General features: G+C 63.9%; 14 protein-coding genes. 2 read left to right on the top strand and 12 right to left on the bottom strand.

Annotated elements, in window-relative coordinates; all coding sequences use genetic code 11:
- Positions 1-47: 47 nt before the first annotated feature.
- The 12 genes from AC3ISR_RS18100 to AC3ISR_RS18045 all read right to left on the bottom strand — a co-directional run bounded on the left by AC3ISR_RS18100 (position 48) and on the right by AC3ISR_RS18045 (position 13,715).
- A complete protein-coding gene (locus tag AC3ISR_RS18100; protein WP_192296733.1) occupies positions 48-1,451 on the bottom strand; it encodes an amidase in 1,404 nt (467 codons plus the stop codon).
- The gene (locus AC3ISR_RS18095) at positions 1,448-2,716 is read right to left on the bottom strand and encodes a Zn-dependent hydrolase (protein WP_463983509.1); all 1,269 of its coding nucleotides are present in this window, start codon (positions 2,714-2,716) and stop codon (positions 1,448-1,450) included. Before AC3ISR_RS18095 ends, AC3ISR_RS18100 begins: the two co-directional genes overlap by 4 nt.
- 13 nt (positions 2,717-2,729) lie before the next feature.
- The gene (locus AC3ISR_RS18090) at positions 2,730-3,425 is read right to left on the bottom strand and encodes an ABC transporter ATP-binding protein (protein WP_192296731.1); all 696 of its coding nucleotides are present in this window, start codon (positions 3,423-3,425) and stop codon (positions 2,730-2,732) included.
- Complete coding sequence (locus AC3ISR_RS18085) at positions 3,425-4,174, bottom strand: ABC transporter ATP-binding protein (RefSeq protein ID WP_192296730.1); 750 nt, start codon at positions 4,172-4,174, stop codon at positions 3,425-3,427. The genes AC3ISR_RS18090 and AC3ISR_RS18085 overlap by 1 nt, the downstream gene beginning before the upstream one ends.
- On the bottom strand, positions 4,171-5,181 hold the full coding sequence (locus tag AC3ISR_RS18080; protein WP_192296729.1) for a branched-chain amino acid ABC transporter permease: 1,011 nt from the start codon (positions 5,179-5,181) through the stop codon (positions 4,171-4,173). The genes AC3ISR_RS18085 and AC3ISR_RS18080 overlap by 4 nt, the downstream gene beginning before the upstream one ends.
- 1 nt (position 5,182) lies before the next feature.
- Positions 5,183-6,043, bottom strand: a complete 861-nt coding sequence (locus AC3ISR_RS18075) for a branched-chain amino acid ABC transporter permease (protein WP_192296728.1) — start codon at positions 6,041-6,043, stop codon at positions 5,183-5,185.
- A 56-nt stretch (positions 6,044-6,099) separates the two neighbouring features.
- Entirely contained in the window at positions 6,100-7,302 is a 1,203-nt protein-coding gene (locus AC3ISR_RS18070; protein WP_192296727.1) for an ABC transporter substrate-binding protein, read from the bottom strand.
- 140 nt (positions 7,303-7,442) lie between these two features.
- On the bottom strand, positions 7,443-8,213 hold the full coding sequence (locus AC3ISR_RS18065) for a FadR/GntR family transcriptional regulator (RefSeq protein ID WP_463983510.1): 771 nt from the start codon (positions 8,211-8,213) through the stop codon (positions 7,443-7,445).
- Positions 8,214-8,320: 107 nt separating this feature from the next.
- A complete protein-coding gene (locus tag AC3ISR_RS18060) occupies positions 8,321-9,070 on the bottom strand; it encodes an alpha/beta fold hydrolase (RefSeq protein WP_463983511.1) in 750 nt (249 codons plus the stop codon).
- Positions 9,071-9,174: 104 nt separating this feature from the next.
- Positions 9,175-10,578 carry an efflux transporter outer membrane subunit gene (locus AC3ISR_RS18055; RefSeq protein WP_463983512.1) on the bottom strand — a complete coding sequence of 468 codons (1,404 nt, stop codon included), beginning with the start codon at positions 10,576-10,578 and terminating at the stop codon, positions 9,175-9,177.
- Positions 10,571-12,544: a MacB family efflux pump subunit gene (locus tag AC3ISR_RS18050; RefSeq protein WP_192296723.1), complete on the bottom strand. Its 1,974-nt coding sequence runs from the start codon at positions 12,542-12,544 to the stop codon at positions 10,571-10,573. The genes AC3ISR_RS18055 and AC3ISR_RS18050 overlap by 8 nt, the downstream gene beginning before the upstream one ends.
- A 1-nt stretch (position 12,545) precedes the next feature.
- Positions 12,546-13,715, bottom strand: coding sequence for an efflux RND transporter periplasmic adaptor subunit (locus AC3ISR_RS18045; protein WP_192296722.1), 1,170 nt, complete (start codon positions 13,713-13,715; stop codon positions 12,546-12,548).
- A gap of 259 nt (positions 13,716-13,974) precedes the next feature.
- On the opposite strand from AC3ISR_RS18045, the gene AC3ISR_RS18040 reads away from it, so the two are divergent.
- Both AC3ISR_RS18040 and AC3ISR_RS18035 read left to right on the top strand, forming a co-directional pair.
- Positions 13,975-14,457 carry a sigma-70 family RNA polymerase sigma factor gene (locus AC3ISR_RS18040; protein WP_192296721.1) on the top strand — a complete coding sequence of 161 codons (483 nt, stop codon included), beginning with the start codon at positions 13,975-13,977 and terminating at the stop codon, positions 14,455-14,457.
- Between the two features lie 119 nt (positions 14,458-14,576).
- On the top strand, positions 14,577-15,914 hold the full coding sequence (locus AC3ISR_RS18035) for a lysine N(6)-hydroxylase/L-ornithine N(5)-oxygenase family protein (protein WP_226455200.1): 1,338 nt from the start codon (positions 14,577-14,579) through the stop codon (positions 15,912-15,914).
- The last annotated feature ends 63 nt before the right edge of the window (positions 15,915-15,977 follow it).

The following is a 15,977-nucleotide window of genomic DNA, read 5'->3' as shown; positions in this document are numbered from 1 at the left end:
GCTGGAGATCGCCCGGGCACTGCCAATCTCCCAGATTCAATTGCATTTCAGGGCGGGGTTACTGGGGCTTGCGGGTGCTGGGTAGGGAATGCCTTTGAATAAGCCTGGCAAACCCGCAACACCACATCATCGGCAAACCGCGCACCGACCACATGCAACCCCACCGGCAAGCCATTCGCCGCCAACCCGCAGGGCACTGACGCCGCCGGTTGCTGGGTGAGATTGAAGGGGTAGGTGAACGGTGTCCATTCGGTCCATTCCTGCAACCCGGAGCCCGGCGGGACGTCGTGGCCGGCGTCGAATGCGGTGATCGGCATCATTGGCGAGACCAGCACGTCGTAATGTTGGTGGAACGCAGCCATCCGTGCTACCAACGCCGCCCGCGCTTCAAGGGCCGCGCTGAAGTCATCCAGGCTCAAGCGTTCGCCCCGTTGCGCGATGCGCAGCAGGCCGGGGTCCAAGAGCTGTTTTTGCGCGTCGCTCATCGAACCGGTCAAACGTGCGGCCCCGGCTGCCCACAGGGTGCTGAACACCTCCAGCGGGTCGCTGAAACCGGGGTCGATCTGTTCGACATGGGCGCCCAATCGCACCAACCCCTCAACCGCCTGGGCGACCACTTTAGCCACTTGCGGGTCCACGTCCACGTAGCCGAACGCAGGGCTGTACGCCACCCGCAAGCCCTTCAAGTCCGCCCCTGGCGTCAGCCACGGCGCAGTCCTCGGCGCACCGCTCAAACCGTCCCGCGCATCCGGCTGGGCGATGGTTTGCAGCATCAATACGCTGTCTTCCACCGTGCGGGTCATCGGCCCCAGGTGCGACAGAATCGTCATGGAACTGGCCGGCCACTGCGGCACATAACCAAAGGTCGGCTTGATCCCGAACGTGCCGGTAAACGCACAGGGGATACGGATCGAGCCGCCCGCATCACTGCCCTGGTGCAACACCCCCAGGTTCAACGCCGCCGCCGCCCCCGCGCCGCCGGACGAACCACCTGCCGTGGTCCGCGTGTCCCACGGGTTGCGGGTGATGCCGTACAGCGGGTTGTCGGTGACGCCTTTCCAGCCGAATTCCGGCGTGGTGGTTTTGCCCAGCAATACCGCGCCGGCCTTGCGCATAAAGGCCGGGAAGGGCGCGTCGACGTCCCACGGCCCGTCGGCAGATGAGGTGCGCGAGCCCTTGCGGGTCGGCATGCCGAGCGTCAGCGTGAGGTCTTTGATGGAGGCCGGTACACCGTCCAGCGCACCGCACGGCTGGCCCTTGAACCAGCGTTGTTCCGAGGCGCGCGCAGCGTGCAACGCGCCCTGCGGGTCCACATGGCAGTAGGCGTTTACCACCGGGTTGTAGCGTTCGATACGCAGCAATGCATCCTCGGTGACCTCCACCGGCGACAGGGTCTTGTCGCGAAAATGCTCCAGCAATTGCACCGCCGTCAGTTGCCCGATATCGCTCATGCCCGATCCCCCTGCGCCGCATTGACCATGGCCCGCAGCAACACCGCGCAGCCCGCCGCCAGGTCATCCGGCGCGGCGTTTTCGATTTCGTTGTGGCTGATACCACCTTCGCACGGCACAAAGATCATCCCGGCCGGGCCCAGTTCCGCGACGAAAATCGCGTCATGCCCGGCGCCGCTGACGATGTCCATATGGCTCAGGCCCAGGCTGCGCGCAGCGTCGCGCACGGCGTTGACGCAGGCCGGGTCGAAGTCCAGCGGCGGGAAGTCGGCCGTCGGTGTCAGCTCATAAGCCAGGCCGTGCTGTTGTGCCGTGGCTTCGATCACACCGCACACCTCGTCGACCATGGCTTGCAGCTTGTCGGCATGCAGGTGGCGCAGGTCGAGGGTCATGTGCACCTGGCCTGGAATCACATTGCGCGAACCCGGATGCAGGCTCAGGCAACCCACCGTGCCGCAGGCGTGGGGTTGCTGTTGATGGGCGATACGGTTGACTGCACTGACCACCTCGGCAGCGCCGACCAGTGCGTCCTTGCGCAGGTGCATCGGTGTCGGCCCGGCGTGGGCTTCGACGCCGGTGAAGGTCAGGTCGAACCACTTCTGGCCCAGGCAACCCATGACCACGCCAATGGTGGTGGCGCGATCTTCCAGCACCGGGCCTTGTTCGATATGCGCTTCGAAATACGCCCCCACCGGGTGGCCCAGCACCGCGCGGGAACCGGCATAACCGATGCGCTGCAATTCGGCACCCACCGACAGGCCCTGGTCATCGAGCTTGGCCAGGGTCTCCTGCAAATCGAATTTCCCGGCAAACACGCCGGAACCCATCATGCACGGCGGAAAACGCGAGCCTTCTTCGTTGGTCCACACCACCACTTCAATCGGCGCTTCGGTTTCAATCTTCAGATCGTTCAGGGTGCGGATCACTTCCAGCCCGGCCATCACCCCGTAGCAGCCGTCGAACTTGCCGCCGGTGGGTTGGGTGTCGATATGGCTGCCGGTCATCACCGGGGGCAGGGCGCGATTGCGTCCGGCGCGGCGCGCAAAGATATTGCCGATGGCATCCACACTGACGCTGCACCCGGCCGCTTCGCACCACTGCACAAACAGGTCGCGGGCCTGGCGGTCGAGGTCGGTGAGGGCCAGGCGGCACACGCCGCCTTTTAGCGTGGCGCCGAGTTGGGCCAGGTCCATCAGCGACTGCCACAGGCGGTCGCGGTTGATCAGCGGGGCGTTGCTCTGGAGCGGTTGCGCAAAACTGTTCATCTGCATTCTCCGGTCAGGCACTCAGGGCCAAATAGCGGTTCTTGATGCTCGGGTCGGCGCGGAAGGCGGCGGCGCTGCCTTCGTAGACCACGCGGCCCTGTTCGAGTACGTAATGGCGGTCGGCGAGCTTGTCGCAGACCATCAGGTTCTGTTCCACCAGCAGCACCGGCAGGCCGTCGTCCTTGATCTTGCGCAGGATCTTCACCAATTCGTCGACGATCACCGGGGCGAGGCCTTCGGTGGGTTCATCGAGGATCAGCAACTTGGGGTCATTGAGCAGGGCGCGGGCAATGGCGAGCATCTGCTGCTCGCCGCCGGACAAGGCATGCCCGGCATTTTTGCGCCGTTCCTTGAGACGCGGGAACATGCCGTACACGTCTTCCAGCTGCCAGCGGCTGGTCTTGCGGGCGGCGATGCGCAGGTTTTCCTCGACCGTGAGCAAACGGAAGATCCCGCGGTTCTCCGGCACCAGCGCCAAGCCTTGGCGCGCAATTTCAAAAATCTTCTGCCCCACCAGCGCCTGGCCGTTGAAGTGAATCTGGCCCTGGCGCGGGCAGATGATGCCGAGGATGCTGCGCAACGTAGTGGTCTTGCCCGCGCCGTTGCGCCCCAGCAGCGTCACCAGCTCACCAGGGTTGACGCTCAGCGACACGCCTTCGAGCACGTGGCTCTTGTCGTAGTAGGAATGGATATTCTCGACGATCAGCATCAGGCGGCCTCCCCCAGATACGCAGTGCGCACACGTTCATCGGCGCGCACGAATTCCGGCGTGCCTTCCACCAGGATCTGGCCGTGGCTCATCACCGTGATGCGTTGGCTGATGGACATGACGATGCTCATGTTGTGTTCGATCAGCAGCACCGTGTGGTCGCGACCGAGGTCACTGATCAGTTGGGTCATGATCGGGATGTCATCGATGCCCATGCCCGAGGTGGGCTCGTCGAGCATCAACAGTTTGGGCTTGGAGCAGATCGACATGCCCACCTCCAGCACCCGCTGCTGGCCGTGGGACAACTCGCCGGCCAGGGTGTCGGCGCGGGCAGTGAGTTGCAGGCGTTCCAAGACCTGGTCGGCCATCTCCAGGTGCTCGCGTTTGCTGTCGACACGGCGCCAGAAGTTCAGCGCCCGCGCACCGTCACGGCCTTGGGCGGCCAGGCGCAGGTTTTCGCGCACGCTGAGGTTCTGGAACAGGCTGGTCAACTGGAACGAGCGCGCCATGCCCAGGCCGACGCGGCCGTGGGCCGGTTTGCGCATCAGGTTCTTGCCGTCGAAATGGATTGCCCCGGCGGTGGCCTGGCGCTCGCCGGTGAGGCAATGGAACAGGCTGGTCTTGCCCGCACCGTTGGGGCCGATGATGGTGTGGATGGTGCCGGCTTCGACCTTGAGGTTGACGCCGTTCACCGCATGGAAGGCGCCGTAGGCCAGTTCCAGGTTCTCTGTTTCCAGCAGGATGCTCATAGCACTTCCTCCTTGGCCACCACTGCGGGCTTGCGAGCGCCGCGCACTTTTTCAAACAGCGACGCCAGGCCGCCCCACAAACCACCGCGCATGAAGATCACCACCAGGATCAGGATCACCCCCAGCAGCATCAGCCAGCGTGGCCACAAGTCGGAGAGGAAATCCCCCAGCAGCACGATGGAGCCGGCACCCAGCAACGAACCGAACAGCGAGCCGGTGCCGCCGACGATGGTCATGATCAGGATGTTCTCGGACATCGCCAGGTCGATGTTCGACAGCGGCACGAAGTGCAGCAGCATCGCGTACAGCGCACCGGCGATCCCGGTGACTGCGCCGGACAGCACAAACACCAGGATCTTGAAGTGACGCGTGTCGTAGCCGATCGCCGCGGCGCGGGTTTCGTTTTCGCGGATCGCCATCAGCGTGCTGCCAAAGGGCGAGGCGATGACCCGGCGCGCGCCGATAAAGATCAGCAGGAACAGCACCGCCACAAAGCCGTAGAAGGCGCGGGCGTCGGCCAGGGATAGCAGCACAGTGTCACCGACGCGGATTTCCGGGCGCGGCACGCTGAGCAGGCCGTTGTCGCCGCCGGTCCAGTCGCTGAGGGTGTAGGCGACGAAGTAGGCCATCTGGCTGAAAGCCAGGGTCAGCATCACGAAGTAGATGCCGGTGCGGCGGATCGCCAGGGCGCCGACCAACAAGGCCAGGAAACCACCGGCCACGGCCGCGCCGAGCAACGCAGTGAACAGGCCCATCTGCAAATGCAGCATCAGCAGCGCCGCGCAATATGCCCCGGCACCAAAGAAGATGCCCTGGCCGAACGACAGCAGCCCGGTATAGCCCAGCAGCAGGTTGCAGGCGAGGGCGGCCATGGCAAAGATCAGGATCTCGGTGGCCAGGGTCGCCGAAGGCAAGATCAGCGGCAGGCCGATCAGTACGGCCAGCACCCACAGCAACATCGCACGGGATTGGGTCTTGGCAAACGGCAGGGGATTTTTCTCGCTCATGTCAGGCTCTCCCGAACAGGCCGTAAGGGCGCACCAGAATCACCACGGCCATCGCGCCGTAGATCATCAGGCTCGCGCCCTGGGGCCAGAGTGTGGTCATCAGGCTTTGCACCACGCCGACCAATAAACCGCCGACCAGCGCACCGCTGAACGACCCCATGCCACCGATCACCACCACCACGAAGGCCACGCCGAGAATTTCCGGGCCGACAAAGGGCTGTGCGCCGCGCAAGGGGGCGAACAGCACCCCGGCGACACCGGCCAGGGCCACGCCGAGGGCGAAGGTCATCGAGAACAAACGGAAGATATTGGTGCCCAGCAGCGACACGGTCTCGGTGCTTTCACTGCCGGCGCGCACCAGGGCGCCGAAGCGCGTGCGTTCCAGCAGCAGCCACAGGCCCAGGCCGACCAGGCCTGAGAAGCCGATCAGGAACAGGCGATAGTGTGGGTACACAAAGTCACCGATCACCAGCACCCCGCGCAGCAGTTCCGGCACGGCGACGCTTTTGCCCACCGGGCCCCAGATCATCACGCTGGCCTCCTGGATGATCAGGGCTATCCCCAAGGTCACCAGGATCTGGAACATGTGCGGCAAGTGATAGATGCGCTGGATCAATAATCGCTCGATCACCCACGCCAACGCGGCCACCACCAGCGGCGCGATCAGCAGCGCCAGCCAGAAGTTGCCGGTGAGGCTCACGGCGGTGTAGCAGATGTAGGCACCGAGCAAAAAGAACGCGCCATGGGCAAAGTTGACGAAGTTGAGCAGGCCGAAAATGATGGTCAGCCCGACGGCGATGAGGAAGTAGATCATCCCCAGCCCGAGGCCGTTGAGGATCTGGAACAGGTAAAGATTAAGCATGCAGGAACCCTCGGCAGGACGCCGCTTGCGCGGCCCTGCCTGCAATATTCAGGGGGTCAGGCGAGCGTGCAGCCCGTGGCGCCCACTGGCGGGAAGGATTGGCCGGCGCTGAGTACTTTGGCCAGGTCGTCCTTGTCGGCCATCTCGCTGGCGGCTTTGCCGACGAGCAGGTAGTAATCCTTGATCACCTGGTGGTCGCCGGCGCGGATCGATTCCTTGCCGGTCGGGCCATCGAAGCTCAGGCCCTGCATGGCCTTGGCCACGGTCGGGCCGTCGAAGCTGCCGGTGGCGACGATGGTGTCGAGCATGACCTTGGTGCTGATGTAGTCGGCGGCCAGCGGGTAGGTGGGGTTGATCCCGTATTTGGCCTGGGTCAGCTTGACCAGTTCGCGGTTGAGCGGGGTGTCGACCTGATGCCAGTACTGCGCGCCCAGGTACACGCCTTCAAGGATGTCGCTGCCCAGTTCCTGGAACTGGTCGAGGCCGGCGGACCATACCAGCAGTACTTTCATGCGCTGCTTGATGCCGAAGTTCACTGCCTGGCGCAGGGTGTTTGACGACTGGCTGCCGAAGTTGAGCAGTACCAGCACATCGGGTTTGGCGGCGATGGCGTTGGTCAGGTAACCGGAGAATTCCTGTTCCTGCAACGAGTGATAGCTGTTGCCGATGTGTTCCAGACCGCTGTCCTTGAGCACACTTTTGGCGCCCTCGAGCAGCGCTTCGCCAAACACGTATTGCGGGGTGATGGTGTACCAGCGCTTGGCGTCCGGCAGCAGCTTGATCAGCGGCAGCATGGTTTCGCGAATCGCGCCGTAGGTGGGCACCGACCAGCGGAATGTCGCGTGATTGCAATCCTTGCCTGTGACTTCATCGGCGCCCACCGGGGTCATGAACACGCCGCCGACCTTGTCCACTTCCTTGGCCACCGCGAGCGCCGATGATGACAATGTGCAGCCCTGGAAGAACCGCGCGCCGTCCTGCTGGATGGCTTCCTGCACCTTGCGCACGGCCTTGCCGGCGTTGCCTTCGGTGTCGATGACCTTGTAGTTCAGCGGGCGGCCGAGAAGGGTGGCGTGTTGTTCCACCGCCAGGCGCGAACCCATGTCGGCAAACTTGCCATAGCTGGCAAAGGCGCCGGACATGGACTTGAGGCCGTAAAAGGTAAAGGGCTCGGCGGCGAATGCGTGGCGCACGCTCAGCGGGAGGCTGAGGGCGGAGGCGAAGGTAAGGCTGGCTTTCAATAACGTACGACGCTGCATGGGGTGACTCCCTGGTTTAGTTATTGGCAGGAGCGGCAAGGGCGATACGGTGGAGCAAGGGCCTGTGGGCAGGCCTGTTATTTATTGGATGACGCGAGTGTTGGTTGGAATGCGGTCAAAATGTGGGAGCTGTGTTGTCTTTAGGGGCGGTGATCGAACTCCAGTAGAAAATGCGGGCTGACCTGGCCTTCAAGCGCGGTCATGTGGTGTTCGGCATCGCACATATGTTCATGCATCAAACCGCGCACCGCGTTTTCATCACCGGCGCGAAAGGCAATCAGCAACTGTTTGTGATAGTCGAGGTTGGCGGCGTCGAACTGCTTGCGCTTGGGTTTGTAGGCCTTTTTCAGCACCACCAGGTCGCGCAGCAGATCATTGAGGAACTGCGCCATGAAACTCAGCAACGGGTTGGGGCACGCCTTGGCCAGCAGGTTGTGGAACTCCAGTTCTGCCAGGCGCTGTTCGCGTTGACCGGCCTCGCTGTCTTCCGGTGCGCTACAGAAATCCACGTTGTCTTGCAGGGCCTGGTAGTCATCTTCGCTCAAGCGCCCCAGCACCGAGACCGCCAGTTCCACTTCGATGACCTTGCGCAACTGGTACACCTGCTCGCCATCCAGATGCTGAAAGTGCAGATAGTTACGCAACGCGCGGCTGGCCGGTTCGGTGCCGGCCTGGTTGAGGTATGCACCGCCGCTGGGCCCGGTGCGCGTGCTCACCAAACCCTCGACCTCGAGGGCCTTGAGCGCCTCGCGGGCCGAGCCTTTGGAGCACTGGAAGCTTTCCATCAGCTCGCGCTCGGTGGGCAAACGATCGCCGGGCTTCAAGGCGTCGGTGACGATGGAGCGCTTGACCGACTCGACAATCACGTCGGACAGCTTCTGGCGTTTGCGTTTCAGCGGGCGGCTTAGCATGGCGTCGATTTATCGTATTAATGCGGATAAATAGCACTTAATAACGATTAGCCTGGAGCGTCAACGCAAGGTGTCGTTTTCAGCGGCAACAGGTCGCAAACGGTGTGCTACTCCCAATCGCCTTTGTCGAGGCACTGGGTGGCAGGTGGCGGCTGCTTGCCGAAGGCGAGGAAGTCGCCGACCCATCGGATCACGCATGCACTGGCCTCAGACTTGGGGGGTGCCTTGAGGCGCAGTTGCTCGACTTGCGTAAGGTTCGCCTCGCCACGCTCGGCGTTGACCAGCACCATGCGCGCGACCCGCTCGGGAAACAGCGCCGCGTAGCGACTGCCCAGGCGTGTGGCGTCGGCGCTGCCGAGGTAATTGAGCTGGGTCTCTTCAAGTTGGGCGCGGACGAACTCCATGTCCCGTGCCGCGTTTTCGACCCCGCTCTCCTGGTTGAGATCACGCGGGGTGAGTTCGACCACATCGTAGCGATTGAGCAGGGTGCGATAGGCCTGGGTGGAATGGGCACTCCAACTACCGGCCAGGAGGATGGCGAAGGTGCCGCTGTGATTGGTCTGGGGGCTGTTTCCGGGTTGGGCGAACACCACGCCTTGGCGGCTCAGCGGGTCGCGGGCGCCGACGCGGGTCAGGTACAGGCGCAGTTTGCCTTGCCGGGGCGCGGCGTGGTTGCGCGGCACGGTGACGATGCCGCATTGGGTGCGCTCAAGCACGTCGGGAGCCAAGTGTGCGAAGGCGGGGAGGCGGCAGTCCAGTTGCCAGTCGATGGCGGTGGGGCTGATCAGCGGCAAACCATGGACAAGGCTTGCCGTCAGCCACAGGCAGGCGCAGAGCAGGTGTTTTACAACAGTCATCAAGAGGTCCCGGGCAGCCGTGAGATAGCGGCTTTTTTACCAAGGACCCCGGGTCAAAAAATGTAGGGCGAACAGACAACTTCTGTAAGGAAATGGAGTTTTGTTTATCGGATATTGCTTTCCCAGCCGCCCCCCAGTGCTTTGTACAGGGCGATGCTGGCTTGTACGCGCGACAGCCGCAACTGCACGTTCAAATCCTGGGCCGCGTACAGGGTGCGCTGGGTTTCCAGGACCGTCAGCAAGTCCGCGGCGCCTGCCTGGTAGCGGCTTTGAGCGATCTGGAAGGCCGTCTGCGCTTGTTGCAGTTCTTCGGTTTGCCAGTGGCGCTGCTGGTCGAGGCGGGTGATGTTGCTGAGGGATTTTTCCACATCGGCAAAGCCGTTGATGATCGCGCCGCGATAGCTTTGCAGCAGCTCATCCTGGCGTGCGCGGGCCTTGTCGCGCTCGGCGCTTAAACGGCCATTGTTGAAGATCGGCGCGATCAGGCCGGACGTCAGGGTGTAGAACGGGCTGCGCAGGATTTCGTTGGCCTTGTAGGCGCCGCTGCCGAGTGTGGCGCCAAGGGTCAGGGTTGGCAGCATGGCGGCGCGGGCGACGGTGACGTCAGCACTGGCGGCGGCCAGTTGCGCTTCGGCCTGGGCCAGGTCGGGGCGCCGGCTGAGCAACTGGCTCGGCACACCGCTGTCGATGGTCGGCCAGGTCAGGGCCTGGAACGTTTCGTTGCCCAGGTCCACGGCTTGCACGGGTTGGCCGAGCAGGGCGGCGAGGGTGATCTGCGACTCTTCGGCCAACTGCTCGATCAACGGCAATTGCCGTTGCTGGCTGGCCACCAGGCTTTTCTGCTGGGCCAGTTCCAGGGCAGTGGCGGAGCCTGCGTCGTAGCGGGTCTGCACCAGGTCGAGCACGTTGCGCGCATTGGCCAGGTTGAGCGCGGCGATCTGTTGGCGCTGGCGTGCGGCGAGGGTCTGCGCGTAGCGGTCGGCGACGTTGCCGAGCAGGGTCAGCTCCACTGTGGCCTGGTCGAACTCACTGGCGCGCAAGGTCTGCACCGCGCTGTCGCGGGCGGCGGCGCGGCCACCCCAGAAGTCCAGTTCATAGCTGGCGGTGAAGTTGGTGTCGTAACTGTTGACGGTGTTGTTGCTCGCAGTGGCGTTCAGGTCTGAGTTGCCGCTGCCGCGCAACAGCCGTTCACGGCTGGCGGTGAGGTTGAACTTCACCTCGGGCAGCAGCGGCGCACCGGCGATCACCGCGCTGGCCTGGGCCTGGCGCACGCGGGCCATGGCGGCGGCGACGTCGAAACTGTCGCGGCGCGCCTGCTCGACCAAGCGGTTGAGCTGCGGGCTGCCGAACTGCGTCCACCACCGTGCATTGCTGGCCTGCGCCGTCTCGCGTTCGGCATATTGCCAGGCGGCGGGTGCGGCGATGCCGCTGTCGACAGCCGGCGGCTGGCCGGCGCAGGCGCTGAGCAACAGGCACAGGCCGGGCAGGTAAAGGGACGGTTTATTCACTGGTCAACGCCTTAACCGGATCGAGCCGGGCAGCTTTACGGGCCGGCATGAAGCCGAAGATGACACCGGTGACCAGCGCACAGCCAAACGCGCCGAACACCGCCACCAGGGAAAATTGCACGGCCACTTCGGCCAGCACCAACACGCCGCCGACGAGCAGCGCGAGGGCGATGCCGAACAGGCCGCCGACCACCGAGAGCATCACCGCTTCGGTGAGGAACTGGCGCAGGATGTCGCGCTGGCGGGCGCCGGTGGCCATGCGGATGCCGATTTCACGGGTACGCTCGCGGACGGTCATCAGCATGATGTTCATCACACCGATACCGCCCACCAGCAGCGAGATCGCGGCAATCGAACCGAGCATCAGCGACAGCGTATTCTGCGTGCGCGCCTCGGCCTGGATCATCGCCGCGTTGTTGGTCAGCTGGTAGTCGCGCTTGCCGTTGTGCAACTTGAGCATCAACTGGTCGATGGCCCGCTCGGCTTCGTGGACCTTGCGCGCATCGGCGGCGGCAATCGCCACGTATTCGGGGTTATAGGTGCCGAACAGGCGCACGCTGGCGGCGGTGTAGGGGATGGCGACGCGGTCGTCGCTGTCCTTGTTGCCGGAGCTGGAGCCTTTTTCCGCGAGCACGCCGATCACCTGGAACGGCACGTTTTCGATGAGGATGTATTGGCCGATCGGCGTCGGCAGATCCTTGAACAGCTTCTCGCGGATGCGATGGCCGATCACCGCGACGGTGGCCCCGGCGCGCTCATCGGCCTCGGTGAAGTAGCTGCCCTCGACCACCGGCCAGTTGAAGATCTCCGGGAAGTTGATGTCGTTGCCGCCCACGTATGCCAGGTAGTCGAGGTTGCCGAAGCGGATCCCGGCGTCGCTGCCATTGACCGGCATGATGCGCTTGACCTGGGGCAACGCCGCCAGTGCCGCCACATCGTTGAGGGTAACGATGCCCAGCGGCGTACGCGGGTTGGGCGACGAGCCGCTGAGGTAGATGATGTTGGAACCGAACGCGCCCATCTGCGCCATGACCTGGCGCTTGCTGCCTTCGCCCACCGCCAGCATCACCACCACCGACGCCACGCCGATGATGATCCCCAGCAAGGTCAGCGCGGTGCGGAACTTGTTGATCCACATCACCCGCCAGGCGGCCTGCACGGCGTCGACCAGTTCGGCCTTCCACGCGCCATTGTGCTCGGCGCCGTCGACCAGGCGCTGGCGCAGGTCCACGGCTTGCAAGGCATCACTGTTGGCGACCGCCGGCACGTAGCTGGCGTCTTTGGCCGAGTCGCTGATGATCTGGCCGTCGCGGATCTCGATGATGCGGTTGGCGCGCGCCGCCACTTCGCGGTCGTGGGTAATCAGGATGACCACGTGGCCCTGGCTGGCCAGTTCGTCGAGCAGTGTCATCACCTCGGCGCCGCTGTGGCTGTCGAGGGCGCCGGTGGGTTCGTCGGCCAGGATGATATGGCCGCCGTTCATCAGCGCGCGGGCAATCGACACCCGTTGCTGCTGGCCGCCGGAGAGTTGGTGCGGACGGTTGCCGGTGCGCTCGGCCAGGCCCAGGCGGGTGAGCAGGGCCTTGGCGCGGGCGTGGCGTTCAGCGGCGCTGATGCCGGCGTAGATCGCCGGCATCTCGACGTTTTCCTGGGCCGAGCCCGACGGGATCAGGTGGTAGCCCTGGAACACAAAGCCGAACGCCTCGCGGCGCAGCCAGGCCAGCGCGTCGCCGTCCAGGTGCGCGACGTTTTCTCCGGCGAACAGGTAGTCGCCCGCAGTGGGGCGGTCGAGGCAGCCGAGGATATTCATCAGCGTCGATTTGCCCGAGCCGGACGCGCCGACAATCGCGACGAATTCCCCGGCGTGGATTGCCAGGTCGATGCCGCGCAACACGTCGACTTGCGGGCTGTCGCCGCCGCCGTAGGATTTGCGGATGTTCTTGAGTTCGATCAGGGGCGTGGCCAACTCAACCCCCGTTGCCGTCGGCTGGGCCGATCAGCAGGTGATCGCCTTCGTTCAAGCCGTCGAGCACTTCGACGCGCAGGCGGTCGCTGATACCCAGGCGCACTTCGCGTTCCTCGATACGGCCGTTCTTGGCGACCACACGAGCGATCTGTTTATCGGCGTTCGCTGTACCCTGCAGCGCGGCGACGGGGGCGGTGAGGGCATCCTTGACCTGGCTGGCGACAAAAAACACCTGGGTGGTCATCTCGGCCATCAGCGCGTGGTCGCTGTTGTCCACGTCCAGCAGCACGGTGTACAGCACCACGCGGCCGCTGCCGCTCTTGTTGGAACTGCTGGGGCTGCCGCTGCCCTGGGTTTCGTTCAGCGGCTTGGGCGGGATCGGCAGGATCTGCCGCACGGTGCTGGTCCAGCGCCGGTTGCCGCCGCTGAGGGTGGTGAAATACGCAGTCATCCCCGGTTTGACGTGGCCGATGTCGGCCTCCGAGACTTCCGCCCACACGGTCATCGGCGACAGCTTGGCGATGCGCAGGATCAGCGGGGTCTGTTGTTGCGCGTTGAGGGTCTGGCCGACGCGGGCGTCTACCGCGACGACGGTGCCGTCCATCGGTGCATAGATGCGCGTGTAGCCCAGCTCCGCTTCGTCGCTGCGCAGGCTGGCCTGGGCCTGGAGGATCTGCGCCTGGAACATCGCCACCCGCGCCTGGGTGGCGCTCAGCTCGGCCTTGGCGGTTTGCACGTCTTCTTCGCGGGTGGCGTTGCCGGCCGTCAGACGTTGCTGGCGCTGGTATTTCTGTTGCGCCAGTGCCAGTTGGGCCTGCTGTTCCTGCAACTGCGCCTTGAGGTTCTGGATGCCGTAGCGGCTGGCGTCAAGCTTGGCTTTTTGCGTCGACGGGTCGATTTCCACCAGCAGTTGGCCTGCCTTGACGTGGTCGCCGGCTTCGACGTGGATCTTCTGGATCTGCCCCGACGCCTGGGCGCCTACGTCCACATAGCGGCGCGGTTGCAGGGTGCCGAGGGCGGTGACGCTGTTTTCGATATTGCCGCGGGTCACGGTGACGGTGGCGAGGGCGTCGCGGTCCGAGGGCAGCACTTGCCAGGCGGCAACGCCGATGACGGGGATCAGGCACGCGACAACAAGCAGCGCGCGTCGGGCGGGTCGAGAGCGTTTCATGCTTTGGTTCCAGCCAGGGAAGTTCGGGGCGCAGTTGCGCAGAGCTGACTGTTAAACGAGGGGATTGCGCGGGGATTTAGGCGGTTACACAAGCGGTTACAGCTCCATGGGTTAAAAAAACGTCCGTTGGTACAACACTTCTTTAAAAGTAGATGAGAATTACTATAAATTGCACGCACCCAAACTGCCATCATCGTTTGGGTATCTTTTCTTACAGTGCACAAGGAACGGATGCCGCCTCTTCCGGCGGTCGGGAGTCATGTTGGAAAACTACTATCGCGAGCTGGTGTGTTTCCTCAACGCCAAGCTGGGCAACCGACAGGTGGCCGAGGATGTGGTGCATGACGCTTATGTCCGGGTGCTGGAGCGCTCCAGCGACACGCCGATCGACCAGCCACGCGCGTTTTTGTACCGCACGGCCCTGAACCTGGTGATCGACGGGCACCGCCGCAACGCGTTGCGCCAGGTTGAGCCGCTGGAAGTGCTGGACACCGAAGGGCGCTTCGCCAACTCATCGCCCCACGCCAGCCACGCCCACGAGCAGCGCCTGGCGATGGTGGAGCGGGCCCTGGCGGAACTGCCCAAGGCCTGCCGCGACAGCTTCCTGCTGCGCAAGCTCGACGGCCTGTCCCACCCGCAAATCGCTGAGCGTCTGGGGATTTCCCGCAGCCTCGTGGAAAAACACATCGTCAACGCGATGAAGCACTGCCGGGTACGGATGCGCGAGTGGGACGCGCACTGAGCGCTGATCGGTTAAATTTTTTTTCACTGTCCTCGTTTCCTATCAACACACGACCTGTTGTGCAGGTCTTGAAGGTATTCCCGCCCCACCGCCAAGGGGCTTATCCAGAGGACACTGGAATGACACAGGCAATTGCTTCGCCCGCGGTTCACGACCTGATCGGTATCGGTTTCGGCCCTTCGAACCTGGCGCTGGCCATCGCCCTGCAGGAGCGCGAAAAAGCCCAGGGCAAACTCGACGTGCTGTTTCTCGACAAGCAGGCGGACTACCGCTGGCACGGCAATACCCTGGTGACCCAGAGCGAACTGCAGATTTCGTTCCTCAAGGACCTGGTGACCCTGCGCAACCCCACCAGCCCTTATTCCTTCGTCAATTACCTGAAAACCCACGGGCGCCTGGTGGATTTCATCAACCTGGGTACCTTCTATCCGTGCCGCATGGAATACAACGACTACCTGCGCTGGGTCGCCGGGCAGTTCCAGAGCCAGGCGCGCTACGGCGAGGAAGTGCTGGCCATCGAGCCGATCCTGCATCAACAGCAGGTTGAAGCGTTGCGCGTGATCTCCCGCGACGCAGTGGGCGAGCAGCATGTGCGTACCACCCGTTCGGTGGTGGTCAGCGCCGGTGGCACGCCGCGTATTCCCGAGGCGTTCAAGGCGCTCAAGGGTGACGGCCGGGTGTTCCACCATTCCCAGTACCTGGAGCGCATGGCCCAGCAGCCCTGCATCGACGGCAAGGCGATGCGTATCGCGATCATCGGCGGTGGCCAGAGCGCGGCCGAGGCGTTCATCGACCTCAACGACGGCTTCCCGTCGGTGCAAGTCGACATGATCCTGCGCGGTTCGGCGCTCAAGCCGGCGGATGACAGCCCGTTCGTCAACGAAGTGTTCTCGCCGGCGTTCACCGACCTGGTGTTCCAGCAGGTGGGCGAGGAGCGCGAACGCCTGGTCGCCGAATACCAGAACACCAACTATTCGGTGGTGGACCTGGACCTGATCGAGCGCATCTACGGCATCTTCTACCGCCAGAAAGTCTCCGGTATCGCGCGCCAGGCGTTCCGCACCATGACCGTGGTCGAAAAAGCCACGCCTGGCCCGCTGGGCATCGAACTGGTGCTGCGCAACAACGCCAACGGCGAAACCTGCGTCAACCACTACGATGCGGTGATCCTCGCCACCGGCTACGAGCGCCAGACCCATCGCGCCTTGCTGGCACCGCTGGAAGCGTACATGGGCGATTTCGAAGTGGCCCGCGATTACCGCATCGTCACCGACGAGCGCTGCAAGGCCGGCATTTATATCCAGGGCTTCAGCCAGGCCAGCCATGGTTTGAGCGACACGCTGCTGTCGGTCCTGCCGATCCGTGCCGATGAAATTGCCGCGTCGTTGCACGAAAACGACCGCAGCCGTGGCCAGGAGCGTTCGGTGAAGGACCTGCTGCTCGCTACCGCGAGCTGACAGGCTGCACTTGTGACATAGGGGGGGCTGCTGATACTGTACAAAAAACCAGTATCGGTAGCC

The sequence above is a fragment of the Pseudomonas sp. GL_117 genome (genome assembly GCF_057835125.1).
The sequence above is the reverse complement of the archived record's forward strand: the minus strand, read 5'-3'. Positions and strand labels throughout refer to the sequence as shown.